At 73.6% G+C, this 20424-nt stretch carries 17 protein-coding genes and 1 pseudogene; 8 read left to right on the top strand and 10 right to left on the bottom strand.

The genetic code is table 11. The features are described 5' to 3' along the window. The first annotated feature begins 10 nt into the window (after nucleotides 1–10). Nucleotides 11–3100 carry a protein kinase domain-containing protein gene (locus ACZ4M3_RS06615; RefSeq protein ID WP_467730519.1) on the top strand — a complete coding sequence of 1030 codons (3090 nt, stop codon included), beginning with the start codon at nucleotides 11–13 and terminating at the stop codon, nucleotides 3098–3100. A 48-nt stretch (nucleotides 3101–3148) separates the two neighbouring features. Here ACZ4M3_RS06615 and ACZ4M3_RS06610 read toward each other — a convergent pair whose 3' ends face one another. The 6 genes from ACZ4M3_RS06610 to ACZ4M3_RS06585 all read right to left on the bottom strand — a co-directional run bounded on the left by ACZ4M3_RS06610 (nucleotide 3149) and on the right by ACZ4M3_RS06585 (nucleotide 9612). Beyond that, the gene (locus ACZ4M3_RS06610; protein WP_467730518.1) at nucleotides 3149–5782 is read right to left on the bottom strand and encodes a SpoIIE family protein phosphatase; all 2634 of its coding nucleotides are present in this window, start codon (nucleotides 5780–5782) and stop codon (nucleotides 3149–3151) included. Nucleotides 5783–5931: 149 nt separating this feature from the next. Continuing rightward, on the bottom strand, nucleotides 5932–6360 hold the full coding sequence (locus ACZ4M3_RS06605) for an ATP-binding protein (RefSeq protein WP_467730820.1): 429 nt from the start codon (nucleotides 6358–6360) through the stop codon (nucleotides 5932–5934). A gap of 309 nt (nucleotides 6361–6669) precedes the next feature. Further along, on the bottom strand, nucleotides 6670–7074 hold the full coding sequence (locus ACZ4M3_RS06600; protein WP_453353523.1) for a (deoxy)nucleoside triphosphate pyrophosphohydrolase: 405 nt from the start codon (nucleotides 7072–7074) through the stop codon (nucleotides 6670–6672). A gap of 62 nt (nucleotides 7075–7136) precedes the next feature. Continuing rightward, nucleotides 7137–7331, bottom strand: coding sequence for an SPOR domain-containing protein (locus ACZ4M3_RS06595; protein WP_467730517.1), 195 nt, complete (start codon nucleotides 7329–7331; stop codon nucleotides 7137–7139). Between the two features lie 235 nt (nucleotides 7332–7566). Continuing rightward, complete coding sequence (locus tag ACZ4M3_RS06590; RefSeq protein WP_467730516.1) at nucleotides 7567–8319, bottom strand: GntR family transcriptional regulator; 753 nt, start codon at nucleotides 8317–8319, stop codon at nucleotides 7567–7569. Between the two features lie 141 nt (nucleotides 8320–8460). Further along, nucleotides 8461–9612, bottom strand: coding sequence for a DUF4190 domain-containing protein (locus tag ACZ4M3_RS06585; RefSeq protein ID WP_467730515.1), 1152 nt, complete (start codon nucleotides 9610–9612; stop codon nucleotides 8461–8463). 202 nt (nucleotides 9613–9814) lie between these two features. On the opposite strand from ACZ4M3_RS06585, the gene ACZ4M3_RS06580 reads away from it, so the two are divergent. The 3 genes from ACZ4M3_RS06580 (at nucleotide 9815) to ACZ4M3_RS06570 (ending at nucleotide 13062) form a co-directional block, all read left to right on the top strand. Continuing rightward, nucleotides 9815–10927, top strand: a complete 1113-nt coding sequence (locus ACZ4M3_RS06580) for a pyridoxal-phosphate dependent enzyme (protein ID WP_467730514.1) — start codon at nucleotides 9815–9817, stop codon at nucleotides 10925–10927. A gap of 367 nt (nucleotides 10928–11294) precedes the next feature. Beyond that, complete coding sequence (locus tag ACZ4M3_RS06575) at nucleotides 11295–12125, top strand: isocitrate lyase/PEP mutase family protein (protein WP_467730513.1); 831 nt, start codon at nucleotides 11295–11297, stop codon at nucleotides 12123–12125. Nucleotides 12126–12168: 43 nt separating this feature from the next. Beyond that, nucleotides 12169–13062: an EamA family transporter gene (locus ACZ4M3_RS06570; RefSeq protein ID WP_467730512.1), complete on the top strand. Its 894-nt coding sequence runs from the start codon at nucleotides 12169–12171 to the stop codon at nucleotides 13060–13062. Nucleotides 13063–13077: 15 nt separating this feature from the next. Here ACZ4M3_RS06570 and ACZ4M3_RS06565 read toward each other — a convergent pair whose 3' ends face one another. From ACZ4M3_RS06565 to ACZ4M3_RS06550, 4 genes are all read right to left on the bottom strand, one after another. After that, nucleotides 13078–13863: a trypsin-like serine peptidase gene (locus ACZ4M3_RS06565; RefSeq protein ID WP_467730511.1), complete on the bottom strand. Its 786-nt coding sequence runs from the start codon at nucleotides 13861–13863 to the stop codon at nucleotides 13078–13080. Nucleotides 13864–13871: 8 nt separating this feature from the next. Next, nucleotides 13872–14948: an alpha/beta hydrolase gene (locus ACZ4M3_RS06560; protein WP_467730510.1), complete on the bottom strand. Its 1077-nt coding sequence runs from the start codon at nucleotides 14946–14948 to the stop codon at nucleotides 13872–13874. 269 nt (nucleotides 14949–15217) lie between these two features. After that, the gene (locus ACZ4M3_RS06555; protein WP_467730509.1) at nucleotides 15218–16345 is read right to left on the bottom strand and encodes an alpha/beta hydrolase; all 1128 of its coding nucleotides are present in this window, start codon (nucleotides 16343–16345) and stop codon (nucleotides 15218–15220) included. Between the two features lie 130 nt (nucleotides 16346–16475). Next, a complete protein-coding gene (locus ACZ4M3_RS06550) occupies nucleotides 16476–16913 on the bottom strand; it encodes a MarR family winged helix-turn-helix transcriptional regulator (RefSeq protein WP_467730508.1) in 438 nt (145 codons plus the stop codon). Between the two features lie 92 nt (nucleotides 16914–17005). Here ACZ4M3_RS06550 and ACZ4M3_RS06545 point away from each other — a divergent pair, with 92 nt between their 5' ends. The 4 genes and pseudogenes from ACZ4M3_RS06545 (at nucleotide 17006) to ACZ4M3_RS06530 (ending at nucleotide 20229) form a co-directional block, all read left to right on the top strand. Continuing rightward, nucleotides 17006–17995 (top strand): SMP-30/gluconolactonase/LRE family protein, encoded by a 990-nt coding sequence (locus tag ACZ4M3_RS06545; protein ID WP_467730507.1) that lies wholly within the window; start codon nucleotides 17006–17008, stop codon nucleotides 17993–17995. Nucleotides 17996–18036: 41 nt separating this feature from the next. Further along, nucleotides 18037–18429 (top strand): annotated as a pseudogene (locus ACZ4M3_RS06540) (Uma2 family endonuclease); the annotation flags it as partial. A gap of 509 nt (nucleotides 18430–18938) precedes the next feature. Continuing rightward, entirely contained in the window at nucleotides 18939–19520 is a 582-nt protein-coding gene (locus ACZ4M3_RS06535) for a Uma2 family endonuclease (RefSeq protein ID WP_467730506.1), read from the top strand. Between the two features lie 319 nt (nucleotides 19521–19839). Further along, nucleotides 19840–20229, top strand: coding sequence for a CPCC family cysteine-rich protein (locus ACZ4M3_RS06530; RefSeq protein WP_467730505.1), 390 nt, complete (start codon nucleotides 19840–19842; stop codon nucleotides 20227–20229). Nucleotides 20230–20424 lie beyond the last annotated feature (195 nt).

Here is a 20424-nt window from a genome sequence, read left to right as displayed (position 1 = left end):
CGTCATCGACGTGAGTCAGGGGGCACGGCCGGTGCGGGTGGGGGATCGACTGGCGGACAGGTACCGCCTGGACCGGCGGCTCGGGTCCGGCGGCATGGGCGAGGTGTGGCGCGGGCACGACCTGGCGCTGGACCGGGCCGTGGCGGTGAAGGTGCTGCGGGAGGAAGCGGCGGACGAGGAGCTCGTCGTCCGCTTCCGGCGCGAGGCCACCATCGGGGCCCGGCTCCAGCACCCCGGCATCACGGTGGTGCACGACGTGGGGCAGCAGGACGGGCGGCTGTTCATCGTGATGGAGCTGCTCTCCGGCGAGGACCTGGGAGCGGTACTGGCGCGCTCGCCGGACGGACTGCCGCGGGCGACCGCGCTCGACCTGGCCGCGCAGACGGCCGAGGCGCTGGCCGCCGCGCACGAACAGGCCGTCGTGCACCGGGACCTGAAACCGGGGAACCTGTTCCTGCTGGGCGGCGCCGCCCCGGCGGCGGGCTCCGGCGGGGAGCACGGCCCGGGCTCCGGCGGCGTCCCGGGCCCGGGGCGGCTCAAGATCTGCGACTTCGGCATCGCGCACTCCTCGGACGCGACGGCGGGCTGGACGGTCACCGGCGGCGTCTTCGGCACCCCGGCGTACATGGCCCCCGAGCAGTGGCGCGGCGAACACGTGGACGCCCGGTGCGACCTGTACGCGCTCGGGTGCGTGCTGTACGCCCTGCTGAGCGGGACGCCCCCGTTCGGCTCCGGGACCGGCGACGGCGAGGGGCCCTGGGTGCTCATGCTCCGCCACATCGAGGATCCGCCGCTCCCGCTGCCGGTGCCGGCGGAACTGGACGGGCTGCTGCGCGCCCTGCTGGCGAAGGACCCGGCGGACCGGCCGGAGTCGGCGCAGGTGGTGGCCAAGACGCTGCGGGGGCTGATCGCGGGCGGTGCGGCGCCGGTCCCGGTGCCGCAGCCGCGGTCGGAGCCTGCGCCGCGGTCGCAGGGCCGCCCTGCGGGTGAGGGCTCCGGCGGGTCCGGCGGGGAGCCGCTGCTGGAGTTCGTACGCGAACTGCTCCTGGAGGCCGAGGAGACGCTGAACTCGCTGCCCGCCACGGCCGGTGAGCACCGCGCCGAGGGGCTGGCGCTCGCGGCGGACGCGGCCGCCCGCTTCGACGCCGGCCTCGCCGGACGGCTGCTGGCGGACGCCGAGCAGTGGGCGTGGGCCGACGGCGAGGGGGACGGCGCGAAGGTCGCGGGGCTGCTGACCGGGCTGGCCCGGCGGATCTCCGAGCACGCCCCGGTCCGTACCGAGCGGGTACTGACCGATGCCCAGCAGGCCCTGTTCACGGTGTTCGGCCCGCAGCGGGAGGGCCGGCTGCGGAAGGTCGCCGAGGAGCTGGCCGCGGTCTCGCCCGAGCGCGGGGCGGAGCTGGCCCGGCGGCACTTCGCGCGAACCCCGGCGGAGGAAGGGGTCCTGGCCCGGGCCGCCGTGGCCGCCGCCCGCACGGATCCCGCGCTGGCCGAGCGGTACGCGGCCCGGATCGGGAACCCGGCGCTGCGCACGGCCGCCGAGGCGAAGGCCGTGCCCGTCGTGGCCCGGCAGGACCTGCCCGCCGCGCTGCGCCTGGCCGGCCGCCTCCCGGTCGGCGGGGGCCGGGTCCGGGCGCTGTGCCGGGTCGCGGAGGAACGGGCGGCCGCCGCCGACCCGGAAGGGGCCGCCGAGGCCGCCGCCCTCGCCGAGCGGGCCTACGCCGACCTGGTGGCGGACCGCGCGGCCCGGCCCGGCGGGGGCGCCCGGGAGGCCGAGGTGGAAGCGGCCCGGGCCGCCCTGGCCGGCGTCCGCGACCGGGGCGGCCCGGCGCCCAGACCGGTGCCGGACCTGGCCGGCGTCCGGGAGCGGGTGGCCGCCGCCCGGGCCCTGGAGACCCCCTGGGAGCGGGGCCGGGAGCTGGCCTGGATCGCCCGGGACTGCACGGCCGGCACCCCCTGGCTCGCGGAGGCGGCCGCCGATCCCGGCAGCCCGCCGCCGCAGAGCGCGTGGGCGGTGGCCGGCGCCGGCCCGCGGACGGTGTCCGGACCGGGGCGGCCCGCGCCGGGCGGGGCGCGCTGGAGCGGCGCGGTGGTGCCCGACGCCCTGCACCGGTGCGGGGACGCCGTGGTGTGGACGGTGGGGGACGAGGTGGGCTGCGTACGGGCCGACACGGGCGCGGCGCGCTGGTCGGCGTACGGCGACGACGGGGTGCCGGCGCCGCCGCGGCCGGGCCCGCCGCAGGTGTGGTGCGCGGCCGATCCGGACCTGCTGGCGGTGCTGGTACGGGGGAAGGACGGCGGCCGGCTGGTGGCCCGGGAACCCGCCAACGGCCGGGTGCGCTGGTGGCGGGAGCTGGCGGACACCACCGCGGCGACCGTGCGCCTGGCGGACGGGGTGGTCCTGCTGGTGGCGGGCGGCGAGCTGACCGCCCTGCGCAAGACGACCGGTGAGCCGGTGTGGCGGGTCCCGCTCGAAGGGGGCGGCGCCGCGAAGCCGACCGTGTCCGGCGACTGCGTGGTGGTCGCGCACCGGTTGCTGCTCACGGCGTGGCGCCTCGCCGACGGGCGGCCGGTGTGGGCCTGGCCCCGCAACGGCCACCCGGCCGGGCCGGAACTGCACGGCGGACCGGTGCACGTACTGGACGGGGGCAGCGTGCGCGCCCTGCACCGGCGCGAGGGCCGTCAGCTGTGGCACGCCGAGCTGGGTTCGCCGTCGGCCCGGATGCTGGTCGACGGTGCCACCGTCTACGCGGCTTCGTACCTGGCCCAGTACGGCGGGGACACCGTGTGCGCACTCGACGCGGAGAGCGGCACGGTCCGCTGGCGGCGCACGCTGGGCCGGCGCGGCGGGGACGGCTCCGGGCTCGAACTGCTCGGCGTCCGGGACGGGATGCTGTACGTCAAGGCCGGGTACGGGGGCCGTCGCGGCCTGCTGGGCCGGGCCGCGCCGCCGTTCCTCGCCGGCCTCGACGTGCGCTCCGGCGCCGTGGACTGGCGCTGGGCGCACCCCGGGATCGGGGCGGCGCCGAGGGACGCGGTCCTGGCGGGGGACAGCGTCGTCCTCGCGCTGCCGGAGCTGACGGCGGTCGCTCTGCCCTGACCGCGCGGCGGCGACCGTACCTGGGGGGCAACCGCCCGGACCGCGCGACTACCCGTACATGCTGAGCAGCTGCTCCGCCGAGAGCTCCGTCACCGGTTCCGCGGCCGCGCCCGGCAGCGGGAGTTCGAACCAGACGGTCTTGCCCCGGTGGGTCCGCCGCGTGCCCCACCCGGCGGACAGCAGCCCGACCAGCTGGAGTCCGCGGCCGCCCTCGTCGGTGTCGCGCGCCCGGCGCCGGCGCGGCTGGGCGAGGTTCGCGTCCCACACCTCGCACACCAGGGTGCGGTCCAGCAGCAGCCGCAGCCGGATCTCGCCCTCCCCGTACCGCAGGGCGTTGGTCACCAGCTCGCTCACCAGCAGCTCGGTGGTGTCCAGCAGCCCCTCCAGGCCCCACGCCGGCAGCTTGGCCCGCGCCAGTTCCCGCGCGCGCCCCACCGACCGGGCCTCGCGCGGCAGCTGCCAGTCCCCGACCGCGTCCACCGGAAGCCCTTGGACGCGGGCCATCAGCAGCGCGATGTCGTCCTCGCCGTGCCGGGTCTCCAGGGTGTTCAGCACGTGGTCGCAGACCTCCTCCAACGGGCGCGCCGGATCGGCCAGCGCCTCGCGCAGCCCGCTCAGGCCCTCTTCCAGCGGATGGTCGCGCGATTCGACGAGCCCGTCGGTGTACAGGGCGAGCAGGGCCCCTTCCGGGAGCTCGACCTCCACCTCCTCGAACGGCTCGCCGCCCACGCCCAGCGGCATCCCCGGTGGCACCTCCAGCAGCAGCCCGGGGCGCGGCGGGGCGCCCTCCTCGGCGGGTTCGACGAGGACCGGCGGCATGTGGCCGGCGTTGGCGATGGTGCAGCGCCGGGTCACCGGGTCGTAGACGGCGTAGACACAGGTGGCGAGGTACACCTCCGAGCGGTCGGCGTCCCGCGAGTGCAGCGCCGCCCGCGAGGCCTGCTGCGCGCCGCCCGGGGCGCCGAGACCGCGGGCGACCTCGTCCAGCGCGGTGAGCACCTCGGCCGGTTCGAGGTCCAGCAGGGCCAGCGTCCGTACGGCGGTGCGCAGTTCGCCCATGGCGACGGCGGCGCGCAGCCCCCGGCCCATCACGTCCCCGACGACCAGCGCCGTGCGGTGTCCGGGCAGTTCGATGACGTCGAACCAGTCGCCGCCGACCTCGGTCGCGGCGTTCCCCGGCAAGTAGCGGCAGGCGATGTCCAGCCCGGCCGCCTCGGGGTCGCCCGGGGGCAGCAGGCTCCGCTGGAGGATCAGCGCCCGCTCGTGCTCGCGCCGGTAGAGGCGGGCGTTGTCGATGCACACGGCGGCCCGCGCGGCGAGCTCCACCGCGACCGCCCGGTCGCGTTCCCCGAACGGCTCGCTGCCCTTCGCGCGGGAGAACTGCGCGAGCCCGACCACGGTGTCGTGGGCGACCATCGGCACGACGAGCGTCGACTGCACGAGGTCCTCGGACCCCCCGCCCTCGACGAGGCGGGGCCGGGCCGTCCGCAGCGCCAGCGCGCCCGGCGATCCGGCCGGGTAGCGGTGGATCCCGCCCACGGAGACCGGCGCGTCCGGCCCGGCCGGCAGGGCGTCGGACACGGCGGAGGCGAAGGCCACCCGCCGCAGCGGCGCGGACGGGGCGGACGGCGTGCGCCCGGAGCCCTGCCCGGGCAGGGCCGGCAGCTCCCGGCGCCGGCCCTGCGGCCGGGCGGGCCGGTCGTCGTCGCCGAGCAGCAGTCCCTGGTAGAGGTCGACGGAGGCCAGGTCGCAGAAGCCGGGGACGGTGACATCGAGGAGTTCGCGGGCGGTGGTCTCCAGGTCGAGGGAGTTCCCGATCCGGTGCCCGGCCTCGTTGAGGAGGGCGAGGTTGCGCCGGACCCCGGCGGCTTCGCGGGCCGCGAGGTGGCGGCGGGTGACGTCGATGCCGATCCCGGCGATGCCGATGGGGCTGCCGGTGCCGTCGTGCACCCGGTAGAGGTTGATCGACCAGTGCCGGTCCTCCCGGCTGCGCGGGGTGGCCCCGGTGATCCGCAGGTCGTTGACGGACTGCCCGGTCTCCAGCACCCGCCGCAGGGCATCGGTCATCCGGTCGGCCTCGTGCGCCGGCAGGTAGTCGTGGACCGTGCGGCCCCGGTGCTCCTCCACCGCGCCGCCGAAGACGGTCGCGAACCGGCGGTTGGCGCGCTGCACGGTGAGGTCCGTACCGAACAGCAGGAAGCCGAAGGGAGATTGACCGAATATGGCCTGCGAGGCCGCGAGATCGGATTCGATCCGGCGCAGCGCGCGTACGTCGACGACGACGCACAGGGCGGCCCGCCGGCCCGTCTCCGTCCGGGTGGGCATCACATAGATCTCCGCCACCCCGTGCGCCCCGTTCCCGCCGGGTATGCGGAAGGGGATCAGGCCCGTCCACTCTTCGCCGTCGAGGATCTCCGCCACCTTGCGGTGTCCGCCGGCGCGCAGCTCAGGCGGCATGAAGGCGTCGACCGGGTCGCGTCCCACCGCCTGGGCGGCGGTCAGGCCGAAGAGTTCCTCGGCACGCAGGCTCCACTGGTCGATGAGACCGTCCGGCCCGATCGAGAAAGAGGCGACCCTTATGTAGTCGTATATCGAGCCAGGCGGGCTGCTGTGCCACAGGGAGTCATGCCACGCCTCCCCGCGCACGCGGGCCTGATGTGCCTGTGCAGGTATCTCGCTCACGCGACCGTCCCCTCCAGCTCACCGCAACCGGACCGGCCATGACCGAAGTATTCAGCACCACGGCCCGGGACGGCACGGCGTTCACGATCACAAAAAGGTCCCGTTGTTTTTGAGCCATTCTGGATGGTGGTCGGCCACCCTTCTCCTTGTTACTCACCAGGAAGTGCCAACTCGAACCACACAGTCTTGCCCGACTTCCCGTGCCGGGTCCCCCACCGCTGCGCCGAGACGGCCAGCAGGTGCAGGCCCCGGCCGCCCTCGTCGTCCGGGTCCGCGGCCCGCTCGCGGGGCGGATCCGGAAGCGGATCGGAAACCTCCACGAGAAGCGCCGGACCCGACACGTTATCCCCCGCGGCGGAATCGCGCCGCTCCAGGCGGACCCCGATGGGGCCGGAGGCGTAGCGCAGGGAGTTGGTCACCAGCTCGCTGACCAGCAGAACGGTCACGTCACCCACGGAATCGAGGCCCCAGGCGCGGAGCTTTCCGCGCACGGCGTGGCGAGCGGTGCGAACGGCACCGGGCTCGGCGGGGAAGGCCCACTCGGCGCACTCACCGTCTGTGTCGATCACGCCGATCACTTCCCGGGCCGCGGCGACCCCAGTCGGGTTCAGCAGGGACGTTTCGGAGACGAGATAGGGATTAATAGCGACATACCCGATATTTGAGGCGTCGTACCACACCATCGCCCACCCACCGGCGCACTGTGGCGCAGACGGCCTAGAGCGCGAGCCGGCATGCGCCCCCTCTTCTTTTTTGGGGGGCTCGGTCCGGTCCCCCAGCCTCCGGCCGGGAGGTACCCCCACCGGCGCGCCCCTTCGCCCCACTCGCCCGTGCCGACTTCGAGCGGGGGAAGAAGCGGGGCTTACTCGGCGGGGTTCGAAGGGGGCCTACTCGCGGTTCAGGAGGGCGAGGCGGCGGCCGGCTTCGGTGACCGCCGGGCGGTCCTGGTCGAGCCAGTCCACCGAGTCCAGTTCGTCCGGGCCGAGCCAGCGCAGTTCGTCGTGGTCCTCCAGCGGCGCAGGAACGCCCGACACCAGCCGGGCCGTCCACACGTGCAGGACCAGGCCGGGCCGCACCGGCCACTCACCCGGAATCCGCTCCAGCGCCTCGGTCTCCACGCCGAGTTCCTCGCGCAGTTCGCGCACCAGCGCCTCGGGGACCGACTCGCCCGGTTCGGTCTTCCCGCCCGGGAGTTCCCACCGGCCGGCCACCTCGGGCGGCGCACTGCGCCGGGCGGCCAGCAGCCGCCCGTCATGACAAAGGGCTCCGCCCACGACCACGCGTACAGTCATGGGCGGAGCCTATGTCAGCGCGCCGGCGGCCCGGGCGCCCGGTTCATCGATCAGTGCGTGGATCAGTTCGTCGTCGCGGTCTGGGTGTCCTGACCGACCCGCTCGACCCAGTAGAGCTGCTTGTGTCCCCGGTCATCGAGACTGTCGACGACCTTTTGGGCCTCGGCCCGGGTGGCGTACCGGCCCACCCGGTAGCGGTTGCCGTTGTCGTCCTGACGTATGACCAGCCATGAGAGCAGGGCACCGCTGTCGTTCATCGCGTTTCACCCTCCGCCGATGTGCCTGCCCGGGAAACCGCATTGCGCATATGCCGGAGCTTACGCCCGACCTTTACTGAGCGGATACGGTTTTTCACGAAGAGGTACCTGGCAGGCGTACGCATCCGGCCACGCGTACGAACACACCGCGCGTGCACCGGCGCACATCCAGTACCGCGCGGTCACACGGCGCACGGTCCGGTCGGGGGTCAGCCGGCGCACCACCCGCGCCGGATCACCGCACCGGCAGGTGGTACGCCAGCCGGTAGCGGTCCGCCGGAACCACCACGTCCGCGGTCTCGACGGCCAGCCCCGAGGCGTAGTAGGTACGGCTCACCACCAGGACCACATGGCCCGGCACTCCGCCCAACAGCGCGATCTCCTCCGCCAGACCCGGCCGCGCGCCGACCTCCTCCACCACGTTGTCCACGACCACGTCGATCGCGGCCATCCGTTCCACCACGCCGGAGCCGCCCAGCGGCCCCTCCTCCGGCAGCATCACCGGGGTCCGGCCGGTCACGGCCAGCGGCTCCCAGGAGGTGGAGAGCATCATCGCCTCCCCCGCGTCGCGGAAGACGTACCGCGTCCGCATGACCCGGTCACCCGGGGCGACACCCAGCCGCTTGGCGATCTCGGGCGGGGCGTCGGCCTGTTCACTGTTCGACTCCCACGTGCCGCGCGCCCCCGCGTCCGCCTGTTCCTGGCGGAACGGCGTGGACGGGCCGCCCGTCCGGTAGCCGGAGCGGGCCACCCGGCGCGGCACCGGCTGTTCTCGTACGTACGTGCCCGAGCCGGAGCGGCCCTCCACCAGGCCCTCCGCCATGAGGACCTTGCGGGCCTCCAGCGCCACGGTGTCGGAGACCCCGTACTCCTCGCGGATCCGGGCCTGCGAGGGGAGCCGGGCGTGCGGGGGCAGGGACCCATCGACGATCTTCTGTCGCAGATCCCCGGCGACGCGCAGATAGGCCGGCTGCTCACCGAAAGTCACTGGCCACTCCCATCAGGTTGACAGACAGCTACACCCTGGCAACCCATGGTTGTACGCCGCAAGCAGAGGCCAGAGTTTCACCCGAAGTGATGAAGCCTGGTCACTCAAACCCGTTACCGCGCGTTACACACCGACGCTCCCTCACACCCGCTCGGTCGAGGGACCTTTCCCGGAACCACCGCTCGTAGCCCCCGGGGCCGGCCGCAGCCAGACCGGAACGTCCGTCGCCAGCCCGTAGGCACCGCGCAGCGCCTTCTCCGTGTCCACCGTGACCGGGTCCAGCGCCCGGTCCCACGCCTCCTGGAACTGGCCGGGGGTCGTCGCCGCGGCCGCCCGCCGCCATTCCCTGCGCGCCGCCTCGACCTCCCGGAGCCGGGCCGCCGCCGGAGCGGCCGCCGCCGGGCGCATCATGGGAGCGGTCTCCAGCATCCGCGCCTCGCCGCCCAGCGCCGTTTCGACCTCCCGCGCCCACGTCCGGTACTCCGCGAGCGCGCCGTCGACGTCCGCCTCCGGCTCGCGCCCCATCACCTGGTCGACCCCGTTCATCGCCCGCAGGAACGTCACCTGGTCCGGCCGCAGGGTCCCCTCGTCGTTGCGCAGGGTGCCCCGGTGCTCCTTGGTGGAGGTGCCTATGAAGCACACCAGCCGCCGGTCCCCGAGGCGCCACGCCTGCGCCGAGGGCGCGAAGTAGTACATCTCCGCGTAGTCGGGCAGCGCCCAGCTGTCCATGGCGAACTCGTCCTGCCACTTCCAGCACCTGTCCTTGAGGCGCTCCGCTCCCGGGAACGGCCCGTCCTCCATGTTCTCCACGAACGTCACCTCCGCGTGGTGCACGCCCGCGCACTCCGTCGCGTAGACGGGGGTGCGTTCGACCAGGAGGTCACCGCCGGGAACGTTGAAGCAGGTGCCGGACTGGAGTTGGTCCGGATCCGTCAGCCGGCCCTCGACGTGCCGGCCGATGTGCGCCGAGCCGAGGCGCTGGAGGAAGGGGTCGGCGTACCGGCCCGTGGCGAACAGCAGGGCCGCGGTCATCGCCAGGGACACCACCAGGCCCACCACGGCCAGCGCCCGGCCGCGGTCGCCCTTCCGGGCGATCTGAACCAGCGCGACGACGGCGAGGACGACGCCCAGCGGCGGCAGGCAGAGCAGCCCGACCGGCAGCGAGGCGGCGGCGAAACCGTTGAGCGCGGGCGGCAGCTGCGTCACGGGCGACCCCCACACGGACGGCGGGGACGGCGGGGGCCAGTGGTGGCCCGGGCCGGCGGGCGGGGGCGGCAGGGGCGGAGTGGTCACGAGGTGCGGTGCTCCATCACAAGGGCGCGCGGGGCGCGAGGGCGCGGGGCGCGGACGATTGCGCGCATAGTACGAGGCGGAGGCGACCGGTCCGCCGGTCGGCCCCGTGTTCCCGGCCCGGCCGTGCCGCCGCGCGGGACGGGGTGTCAGGACGGCGCGGAACAGCCCGCCTTGAGCCCCGGCTGACGCGTAACATCCGTGTATGACACAGGAACTCCCCGGTTACGTCTGCCCTGAGGACGGCACCCGGTCGGACGCGGCGACCGCACGGTGGTGCTGCCCCGCGTGCGGCGGCCCCTGGGACCTCGACTTCGCGCCGGACCCGGCCGTGGCGCTGGAACCGGCGGCCGGGCCTGCGTCGTTGTGGCGGTACGCGCCGGTGCTGCCGTTGCAGGGGGAGATCCCGGTCTCGCTCGGCGAGGGGCTCACCCCGCTGGTGCCGCTGACGGAGCGGATCCACGCCAAGCTCGACTTCCTGATGCCGACGCTGTCCTTCAAGGACCGGGGCGCGGTGATGCTGGTGGAACTGGCCCGGAGGCTGAGTCCGGAGCGGGTGGTCGCGGACAGCAGCGGCAACGCGGGGACGGCGTTCGCGGCGTACTGCGCGCGGGCCGGGCTGAACCTCGAGGTCTTCGTGCCGGAGGGCACCTCGGCGCAGAAGACGGAACGGATGCGGGCGCACGGGGCGGCGGTCCGGGTGGTACCGGGCGGACGCGAGGCGGCGGCCCGGGCGGCACGGGCGGCCGCCGACGAGCCGGGGGTCTTCTACGCGAGCCACGTCTTCAACCCGTACTTCCTGCACGGGACGAAGACGTACGTGTACGAGGTCTGGGAGGAACTCGGGGGACGGCTGCCCGAGGTGCTGGTGGTGCCGGTGGGCAACGGCACGCTGCTGCTGGGCGCGGCGCTGGCGGTGGCGGAGTTGTCCCGGCGCGGCGTACGGCCGCCCGCGCTGATCGGGGTGCAGGCGGCGGCGGTGGCCCCGCTGGCGGCGGCGTTCGCGGCGGGCGCGGACGACGCGGAGCCGGTGGTGCAGCGGCCGACCCTGGCGGAGGGCATCGCGATCCCGGCCCCGCCGCGGGCCCGGCAGATCCTGGCGGCGGTCCGCGAGTCGGGCGGCGCCATCGTGACGGTGCCGGACGACCGCCTCCGCGCGGCCCGCGCCGACCTGGCCCGGCGCGGCCTCTCGGTCGAACCGACGGCGGCGGCCTGCTGGGCGGCGGTCTCCCCCGACTCCCCCACCAACCCCCTGCGGGGCCGCACGGCAGCCCTCCCCCTCTGCGGCGCGAACCCCTCCGGCGCCCCGGGCGTGTGAAGCGTCCCTTCAGCCCCGCCGACACCCCCAGCCCGGCCGGCACCCCCAGCCCCGCCGGCACTCCCGGCCCCGCCGGCGATTGAGGCGCGGGGTCCGGGGCGGAGCCCCGATCTTTGAGCCCCGCCTGGCACCCCCCAGCCCCGCCGGCGATTGAGGCGCGGGGTCCGGGGCGGAGCCCCGATCTTTGAGCCCGGCCGGCACCCCCAGCCCCGCCGGCGATTGAGGCGCGGGGCGCGGGGCGGAGCCCCGCAGAGCCCGGCGCAGCCGGGGCCGCGCAGCGCGACCGGACCGCACCCGGACCGCCCTCCCCACGACCCCGTCGGAAAATGGCCAGCCCCCACCCCCCACCCTCTGGTGGACTGACCCCATGACCCTCGCCGACGCCAAGGCCACCGCCACCGCCACCGCCGCCCGCACCTTCGCCGCCCTCCACACCCCCGCCTCCCCCCTCGCCCTCGCCAACGCCTGGGACGTCGCCAGCGCCCGCCTCGTCGAGGCGGCCGGGGCCCCCGCCGTCGCCACCACCAGCGCCGGCGTCGCCTGGTCGCTCGGCTCGCCCGACGGCGACGCCCTGGCCCGCGACCGCGCGCTCGACCTGGTCGCCCGCGTGGTCGCCGCCGTCTCCGTGCCCGTCACCGCCGACATCGAGGGCGGCTTCGCCGCCGACCCCGCCGGCGTCGGCGAGACCGTCACCGCCGTCCTGGCCGCCGGCGCGGCCGGGATCAACATCGAGGACGGCAACCGCGCCCCCGCCGACCACTCCGACCGCATCGCCGCCGCCCGCGCCGCCGCCGAAGCCGCCGGGATCCCGCTCTACATCAACGCCCGCGTCGACACGTACCTCTTCGGCCTCGGCGCACCGCACACCCGGCTCGACGAGACCCTCGCCCGCGCCGCGGCCTACCTGCGGGCCGGGGCCTCCGGCATCTTCGTCCCCGGGGTCACCGACCCCGCCACCGTCGCCGAACTCGCCAAGGGCATCGACGCCCCGCTCAACGTCCTCGTCGGCCCCGGCGCCCCGACCGTCGCCGAGCTCGGCGCCCTCGGAGTGGCCCGCGTCAGCCTCGGGTCCGCGGTGGCGGAAGCCGCGTACGCCGTCGTACGCCGCGCCACCGAGGAGCTGCTCACCGCCGGCACCTACGGCGCCGTCTCCGGCGGCCTCCCGTACGGCGAGCTGAACGGCCTGCTCAAGGGCTGATGGTCCGCCAAGTCCGATCCGCAAACCCCCGTAGGCTCCCGTGGTGCGCACCTCGAAGATCTCCGCGTCCATATGGACCGCCCTCGGCCTGGTCTACGTCCTGTGGGGCTCGACCTACCTCGCCATCCGCGTCGTCGTGCGGACGATGCCGCCGTTCCTCTCGGCCGGGGCCCGGTTCATCACGGCCGGGCTCCTGCTGGCCGGCCTCGTCGCCTGGCGCTTCGGCCCGGCCGCGCTGCGCGTCACCCGCGCGCAGCTCGGCTCGGCGGTACTGGTGGGCCTGCTGCTGATCCTCGGCGGCAACGGCCTGGTGGTGCTCGGCGAGACCTCGATCCCCTCCGGCCTCGCCGCCCTCCTCGTCGCCGCCGTGCCGATGTGGCTCGTGCTGCTCCGGGCGGCCACCGGGGACCGGCCGCCGGCCCGCACGGTGGCCGGCGTACTGCTCGGGCTGGCCGGTCTGGCCGTGCTGACCAGCCCCGGGACCGGTGGCGACGTAGCGCTGTCGGGGGTGCTGCTGGTGCTGGCCGCCTCGGTGCTGTGGGCGCTCGGCTCGTTCTCCTCCTCGAAGCTGCCGCTGCCCGCCAATCCGTTCGCGGGCAGCGCCTACCAGATGCTCGCGGGCGGGATCGGCGGCATCCTCACCGGCCTCGCCCGGGGCGAGCAGCACGGGCTGCGTCCGGCGGAGTTCTCCACCGCCTCCTGGCTGGCGCTGGGCTACCTCGTGCTGTTCGGCTCGCTCGTCGCCTTCACCGCGTACGTGTGGCTGCTGCGCTCGGCGCCGCTGTCGCTGGTGGCCACGTACGCGTACGTCAATCCGGTCGTCGCCGTCGCGCTGGGCTGGCTGATCCTGGCCGAGCCGCTGACCTGGCCGATCGTGACCGGCGGCGCGATCGTCGTGGCGGGCGTGGGCCTGATCGTCAGCACCGAGCGCGGCTGAGGGCGCGGGCCCGGTTCAGCCGCGCGCGGCCCGCTCGTACAGGGCCTTCGCCCGTTCGTCGTACAGGGCGGCCGTGGAGTCCACGTCCGTGTCGCCGCCGCTGAGCACCCCGATCAGCCGGCCGGGCCGGCCCGGGCCGCCCCGGTCGGCGATCCAGGGGCTGCCGCTGGTCCCCGTCCAGAAGCCCGAGCAGCTGATGTACAGCATGGCGGGGTCGTCCTCGTCGTGCCGGGTCTGCGTCGTGCAGGAGACCGGCTTGTTCTGCGGGTTGCGGTCGGACTCGGGGTAGCCGACGACGGTGACCTCCCGCTCGTAACCGGAGGTCCAGTCGGGCTTCGGCGCCTCGTCGCGGCCGACGCGGTCCTGCACGCTGCGGCCGTCCTCGTCGGGCTCGACGGTGAGGAAGGCGAAGTCGGCGGTTTCGTCGCCCCACTTCGTCCAGCGGTCGTCCACGTGGACGGACCGGACCTTCCACAGCCCCAGCGGCTGGGTGCCGGAGCCCGCGCCGGAGAAGGCGGGCGCGAAGGCCAGCTCGCCGATGGCCTGGCCGTCGTGGGCGGCCTGGCCCGGCTGCCCGTCCTCGCCGGCGGGGGCCACGCAGTGCGCGGCGGTGGCGACGACGTTGCCCTTGGGGCTGTCGACGACGCTGGCCGTGCACCAGTGCTCCCCGTTGGCCATCAGGACTCCGACGGTGGGGAAGGGGTGCACCGCCCGGTCGCCCGTCGCCTCGACGAACGCGACGCCGAACACGGCCGCGATCCCGGCGGCGGCCAGGGCGCCGATGACGGCGCGTCCCTTCACCGGCGGGCTCACGGCACGTCGGGGTCGGGGGTCGGTCCGAGCATCACCTTGCTGATCCACTCCAAGGCTCCCTCCCTCATGCCCCGCACGTAGGACTTGCCATTGTGCTCGCCATCCTGGATCACCTGGAGCCGGGTGTGCACGGGGCCCTTCCCGTACTCCCTGATGAAGCCCTCGGCCAGGTCGCGGCCGCTCTCCTTCGTGCCGATCTGGAAGTTGACGTAGACGTCCGGGCCGCCCGCCTCGATCAGCTCGGCGGCGAGCTTCTCCGGGTTGTTCTCGTCCATCTCCCTCTGGTGGCCCTTCCACAGCGGGGAGTCGGGGACGATGTCCACGCCGCTCGCGATGACGGCCTTGAACCGGTCGGGGTACTTGAGGACGTGCTTGAAGGCGCCGAAGCCGCCCGAGGAGGAGCCCATGAAGGCCCAGCCGTCGCGGGAGGTGAAGGTGCGGAAATTGGCCTTGGTGAAAGCGGGGACGTCATCGGCCATCCAGGTACCCATCTTGGGCTGACCGGGGATGTCCGAACCGTCGAAGTGGTGCTTGGTGTCGGCGTTGATCACCGGCATGACCAGGATGAACGGCAGGCTGGTGCCCGCCTTCGCGCCGTCGGCCACGGCCTGCTGGAGCCCGAGGCCGGGGCCGGTCCCCCAGTAGTTGGTGGGGTAGCCGCGGCCCCCGGGCAGCGAGATCAGGACCGGGAAGGCGCTCTTGGCGTACCTCGGCTCGTCGTACTCCTTCGGCACCCACACCCACACGTCGCCGGTGAAGCCGGACTTCGCCCCGGTCAGGGTGGTCTTGGCGATCTGGGTGCCGTCGGGCAGCCGGGCGGTGCGGACGAAGGCGGCCTTCGGGCCCGTGGGCATCCGGACGCCCCGGGGCATCGCCACGGTGGCCGCGGCGGTCTCCTGGGTCTTGCCGAAGGCGACCGGTTCGCCGACGCCCGAGAAGAAGCCGGTCTCGTACGCCGCCACGCCGCCCCCGGCGGCGAGGGCGAGGGCGAGGGCGCCGCTGAGGAGGATCAGACGGCGGCGGCCGGTCGTCCTGGTCGTCGGGCTGCCGTCGCCTTGCTGGTCTTGCTGCACGGATCGTGTCCCGTTCCCTCTCCGGCGCCCTGCGCGAGCGCGGGTCGGACCGATTGGTCCCCCTTACACCCCTTACAGAGGTGTGAACGACGCTATGGGTTGCCTGGGACGGGTGCGACGTGGCGAGAGCCACGCGGGGGACGGGCGCCCCCGCGCGCACGGCGGGCCCGGGAGGTGTCCGGCGTACGGGTCGGCGTACTGGCCCGGGGACCGGTACGGCGGCCGGTCCGACGGCCGTTTGCGCAGGCCGGGGGTGGTGCGGCGGCCCGTCAGCCGGCTGCGGGCACGGGGCCCTTCAGCACCTTGCTGATCCACTCCAGGGAACTTTCCTTCATCCCCCGGACGTAATGCCAGCCGTTGTGTTCACCGTTCTGGATGTCGTGGATGGTCGTCTTGACGGGGCCGGTGCCGTACTCGCGCTGGAACTTGAGCATCCGGTCCTTGCCGGTCTCCTTCGTGCCGACCTGGAAGTTGATGTAGACGTCCGGGCCCTTGGCGTCGATCAGCTTCTTGGCGAGCTTCTCCGGGTTGTTCTCGTCCATCTCCGTCTGGTGGCCCTTCCAGAGCGGCGAGTCGGGAACGATCTCACCGCCACTGGCGATCACGGCCTTGAACCGGTCCGGATGCTGGAGGACCTGCTTCATGCCGACGAAGCCGCCCGCGGAGGAGCCCATGAAGGCCCAGCCGTCGCGGGACTTGTACGTACGGAAGTTGGCGCGGGTGAAGTCCGGGACGTCCTCGGCGAGCCAGGTGCCCATCTTGGGCTGACCGGGGATGTCGGAGCCGTCGTAGTAGTACTTGTTGTCCGGGTTGAGCACCGGCATGATCAGGATGAACGGCAGGCTGGTGCCGGCCGCGACGCCGTCCTCGACGGCCTTCTGCAGGCCGAGGCTGCGGTCGGACCAGTAGTTGGCCGGGAAGCCGTTGCCGCCGGGCAGCGAGATCAGGACCGGGAAGGCGCTCTTTGCGTACTTCGGGTCGCCGTACTCCTTGGGCGTCCAGACCCAGACGTCGCCCTCGAAGCCGGATTTGGCGCCGGCCAGCCGCGTCTTGGCGATGACGGTGCCGTCGTCCAGCTTGGCGGTCTGCTTGAAGTCGGACCGCGGGCCCGTCTCCATGAGGACGTCCGGATCTCCGGTGGGCCGCGGCGGGGCCGCCGGCGCCTGCTGCTGCGGGCTCCGCGGCGCCTTCGCGTCGGCGGTCGGGGCGGTCTTGCCGAAGGATACGGCCCGGCCGTTGCCGGAGAACCACTCGGCCTTCCAGGCGGCGAAGCCACCGCCCCCGGCGATCAGCGCGACCGCGAGGCCGACGCTGATCCATATCGCGCGGCGGGACCGCTCGGGCGCGGGGCCGGCGGTCGTCTCCTGGGGCCGCGGGCCCTGCGGGTACTGAGGCACGGACTTCGCTCCGAACGCTGAACGGGGTGGGACGTCCCGAGTACTGACCCACTGGTGCTGATGTACGAATCCTGCCGGGAGTTCCCGGAACGATCAAAAAAGCCGCGACCCGACCCACCCCGGCCCGGGGTCACTTCAGCGCGTCGAGGACGCTCGCGCACCGCTCCAGCAGCTCGATCAGCCGCTCCCGCTCCTCGCCGCTGAACTCGGCCGCCAGCGCCCGCTCGACCCGCACCGCCCCGGTGTCCGCCAGTTCCATCGCGGCCCGGCCCTGCTCGGTGAGCCGGGTCTCCAGCACGTTGCCGTGCCATTCGTGCGGCGTCCGCTCGATGAACCCGCGCTCCTGGAGGTTCTTCAGCACGGTGTTCATCGTCGGCGGAGTGACCCCGCACAGGCGCGAGAGCGCGGCGGCGGAGATGCCCGGCTTCTCGGAGAGCCAGAGCAGGGCGGCGTACTGGGGAACCGTTACTGCGGCCGGCTTGCACGCCGTGTTCTTCGCCGCGAGGAGCGCCTGCTCGGCGCGCTTGATGTACGCGCCGATGCGCTCCTGGGCAGGCATGGAAGTCATTCCCACATCCTAGACCCCTTGCATACATTAGAGCTCTAACTTACATTCGCACCCACAACATTGATCGACCACACAGAACAGGACGTCGCCGGATGCGATTCGCAGCCAAGTCCACCCTCAAGGCCGTGCCCCTCGCCGCCGCCCTCGCCACGGTCCTCACCCTCGGCGCCGCCCCGGCCGGCGCGGCCGCCCCCGCGCAGCTGTCCACCGCCTTCTCCCTCCCCGGCGGGAAGGTCTACCCGGAGGGCATAGCCTCCGACCCGCGTACCGGCACGGTGTACGTCGGCTCGTACGCGAACGGGACCGTCTACCGCGCCCGCCCCGGACAGCGCACCGCCGAGGTCTTCCTCCCGGCCGGGACCGACGGCCGCCACACCGCGAACGGCCTGTCCGTCGACGCCCACGGCCGGCTGTGGGTCACCGACTCCACCAAGGGCGTCGCCGTGTACGACACCCGCTCCGGCGCCCGCCTGGCCCACTTCGACACCCCCGCCGGCGCCCCGTCCTTCGTCAACGACCTCGCGCTCACCCCGGACGGCACCGCGTACCTCACCGACAGCCTCCGCGCGGTGGTCTACCGCGTCACCCCGGCGCGACTGGCCGCCGGCTCCGGCGCACTGGAGGTGGCGTACGACCTGAGCGCCGACGTCCCCCCGGCCCCGGCGGGCAGCGCCACGCTGAACGGCATCGTCGCGGACCCGGCGGGCCGCTTCCTGCTGACCGTCGACATGACGGCGGGCGACCTCCACCGGATCGACCTCCGCACGGGCGCCCTGTCCCGGGTCACCCTCCGGGGCGGCGACCTCAAGCACGGCGACGGCCTCCAGCTCTCCCCCGGCGGCGTCCTGCGCGTGGCCCACAACGCCACCAACACGCTGACCCGCTGGCAGCTCACCCCGGACGGCACCGCGGCCCGCCTGACCCGCGCCCTCACCGACCCGGACCTCCAGATCCCCACGACCCTCACCCACCGGGCCGGCCGCACCCTGGTGGTCCGCTCCCAGTTCGACAAGGACGGCCCGATGACCCCCTCCACGGGCACCCCGACCACCTTCACGATCGCCTCGGTCCCCGGCCTCTGACCGAACGGCGAAAGGGGCGCTGCAATCACTAGGGTTGGCATATGGCCGCATTGCCCGACTGGTGCGCCCGCCGCGCGCGGAAGGCTGGTTCGCGGAGGACCTCGACCGCCTCCCCGAGGCGCCCCGCCACACCGAGCTGATCGCTGGGGCCCTCGTCTTCACGACGTCGCCCCGGGGGACGTGAAGCTCGTCATGGAGGCCGTATCCCCCGAGTCCGCCGACCGCGACCGCACAGTAAACCCCGCGAGTACGCGGAGGCCGGCATCCCCCACTACTGGTGCATCGAGGACGAGGACGGGGATCCCCTGGTCCACGTCTACGAGCTCGACGAACTCACCGGTGCCCACGCGCCCGCCGGAATCTTCCGAGGCACCCTCCAGCGCCCGGTGCCCTCCGAGATCAGCCTGAACCTCGACAAGCTCACCCCGCCACGCGGCGACCGACAGGGGGGCGGAAGGGGCCGGACTCACCCGAGTCCGGCCCTTTTCCACCTGCATATTTGCCACGTCAGCGACGTGGTGTCATTTCATCCGCTCAGACGTTGAACCGGAACTTCCATCACAACGCTCCCACCTGTGGAAACATACTTTCGCGGGGCTCAAGTCAGCACAGAATCAGCACGGGCCGCAGCAGCGGCGCGACACGCCCTTCGCACCGCCCACCTCATTAGCGGTGAAAGCGGCTGAGGGCCACGCACCTCTCAGACGGACCGGGGTTGAGGCGCGAGCACGGAAGTAGTCCCGACGGCGTCCCGGTCTCCCCTGACCATCACCAGACCGGCCTGCGACTCGGTCGTTTCCAGGAGATGAGGTTGCGAAAGAGGCCAGAGCGCCTCGATCACCTCCAAGACCGGATAGGCGCGGCGGTCTGCTAGAAGTTGCCAGCGCTCCACTCGCCCTGCCATTCGCTCCTCGGCATGAGCAGCAGGCGCTACCGTGAAGCCATGACCGCACTGCCCGACTGGATGCGCCCGCCGCGCGCGGAAGGCTGGTTCGCGGAGGACCTCGACCGCCTCCCCGAGGCGCCCCGCCACACCGAGCTGATCGACGGAGCCCTCGTCTTCATGATGTCGCCCCAGCGGTCCTGGCACGGCCGCCTCGTCACCGCCCTGACCACCACGCTCATGGCGCAGGCGCCGGCCGGCTTCGAGGTCGAGCGCGAGATGACGATCCGCCTGGACGCCCGCAACCGCCCCGAGCCGGACCTTCTGCTGACGAACCTGCCGTACGACCCCGACCGCACCTGGTACGCCCCGGAGGACGTGAAGCTCGTCATGGAGGCGGTCTCACCCGAGTCTGCCCATCGCGATCGCACAGTAAAGCTCCGCAAGTACGCGGAGGCCGGCATCCCGCACTACTGGTGCATCGAGGACGAGGACGGGGCACCCGTCGTCCACGTCTACGAGCTCGACGAACCAACCGGCGCCTACGCCCCCGCCGGGATCTTCCGGGGCACCCTCCAGCGCCCGGTGCCCTTCGAGATCAGCCTGGACCTCGACAAGCTCACACCGCCACGCAGCAGCTGAAAAGTCAGCATCAAGTCAGCACGGGAACGCAGAAGGGGTCGGAGTCACCAGAGTCCGACCCCTTCTGACCTGCACACCGGACGAAATTACCTAACGTGAAGTAACGAGATGACTACACGTTGAAGCGGAATGTCTGGCGGCCAATCCTGCCCTGCGGCGGAGCCCCGCGCAGGGACCTGACCTGGGATTTCCTCGTTGGCAGGCGTTGGCACCCGACGGCCGTTTACGGGTGTCCCGCGGACTGACTGCGGACTCGCTGGGTACGCCGAGGCAGAGAAATCCATGGCACACCGGCGGGACCTGCAACGAGACTGCGCAGGTGAGCGACTCCTACCCCTGTCCCTGCTGCGGGCACCGCGTGCTCGACGACATGCCCGGCTCCTACGAGATCTGCCCCGTCTGCTTCTGGGAGGACGACGGGGTCCAGTTCCGCTGGCCGACCATGGACGGCGGAGCGAACAAGGTCTCCCTGATCGAGGCCCAGCGCAACTACCAGGACTTCGGCGCCTGCGACCATCACGGCCTGCGGTACGTCCGCCCTCCGGCCGAGGACGAGCCCCTCGAGCCCGCCTGGCGCCCCATCGACCTGACGCGCGACTCCTTCGAGGACTGGGACGCGGACGAACGCGCCCCGTGGCCCGACGACCGCTCGGTGCTCTGCTGGTGGCTCCCCACCTTCTGGCGTCGCGGCCACTCGGCTGCATCATGACGTCCCCATCGAGGCCCTCGTCCAACAGCTCGACGGCGATAACGACGCCTTGTACGCCGCCGGGGATGGGCGGCGATGGCCCTTCAACACCGAGCGCGACCCCCTCCTGCAGCCCTCGGACTCGCCCCCGCCTCCGAGGGCTAAGCCGCCTCTCGCCTCTCGGCCGTAGCTGCAGGCACGGCCCGAACGAACCCA

Source organism: Streptomyces sp. NPDC026522, from assembly GCF_055567555.1.
This window is presented reverse-complemented; position numbering and strand designations above follow the sequence as displayed.

Excerpts from the sequence above, each read along its gene's own strand:
- ACZ4M3_RS06580 (WP_467730514.1), top strand. The coding sequence starts at position 9,815 with ATGACACAGGAACTCCCCGGTTACGTCTGCCCTGAGGACGGCACCCGG.
- ACZ4M3_RS06535 (WP_467730506.1), top strand. The coding sequence starts at position 18,939 with ATGACCGCACTGCCCGACTGGATGCGCCCGCCGCGCGCGGAAGGCTGG.
- ACZ4M3_RS06550 (WP_467730508.1), bottom strand. The coding sequence starts at position 16,913 with ATGACTTCCATGCCTGCCCAGGAGCGCATCGGCGCGTACATCAAGCGC.
- ACZ4M3_RS06595 (WP_467730517.1), bottom strand. The coding sequence starts at position 7,331 with ATGAACGACAGCGGTGCCCTGCTCTCATGGCTGGTCATACGTCAGGAC.
- ACZ4M3_RS06545 (WP_467730507.1), top strand. The coding sequence starts at position 17,006 with ATGCGATTCGCAGCCAAGTCCACCCTCAAGGCCGTGCCCCTCGCCGCC.
- ACZ4M3_RS06600 (WP_453353523.1), bottom strand. The coding sequence starts at position 7,074 with ATGACTGTACGCGTGGTCGTGGGCGGAGCCCTTTGTCATGACGGGCGG.
- ACZ4M3_RS06575 (WP_467730513.1), top strand. The coding sequence starts at position 11,295 with ATGACCCTCGCCGACGCCAAGGCCACCGCCACCGCCACCGCCGCCCGC.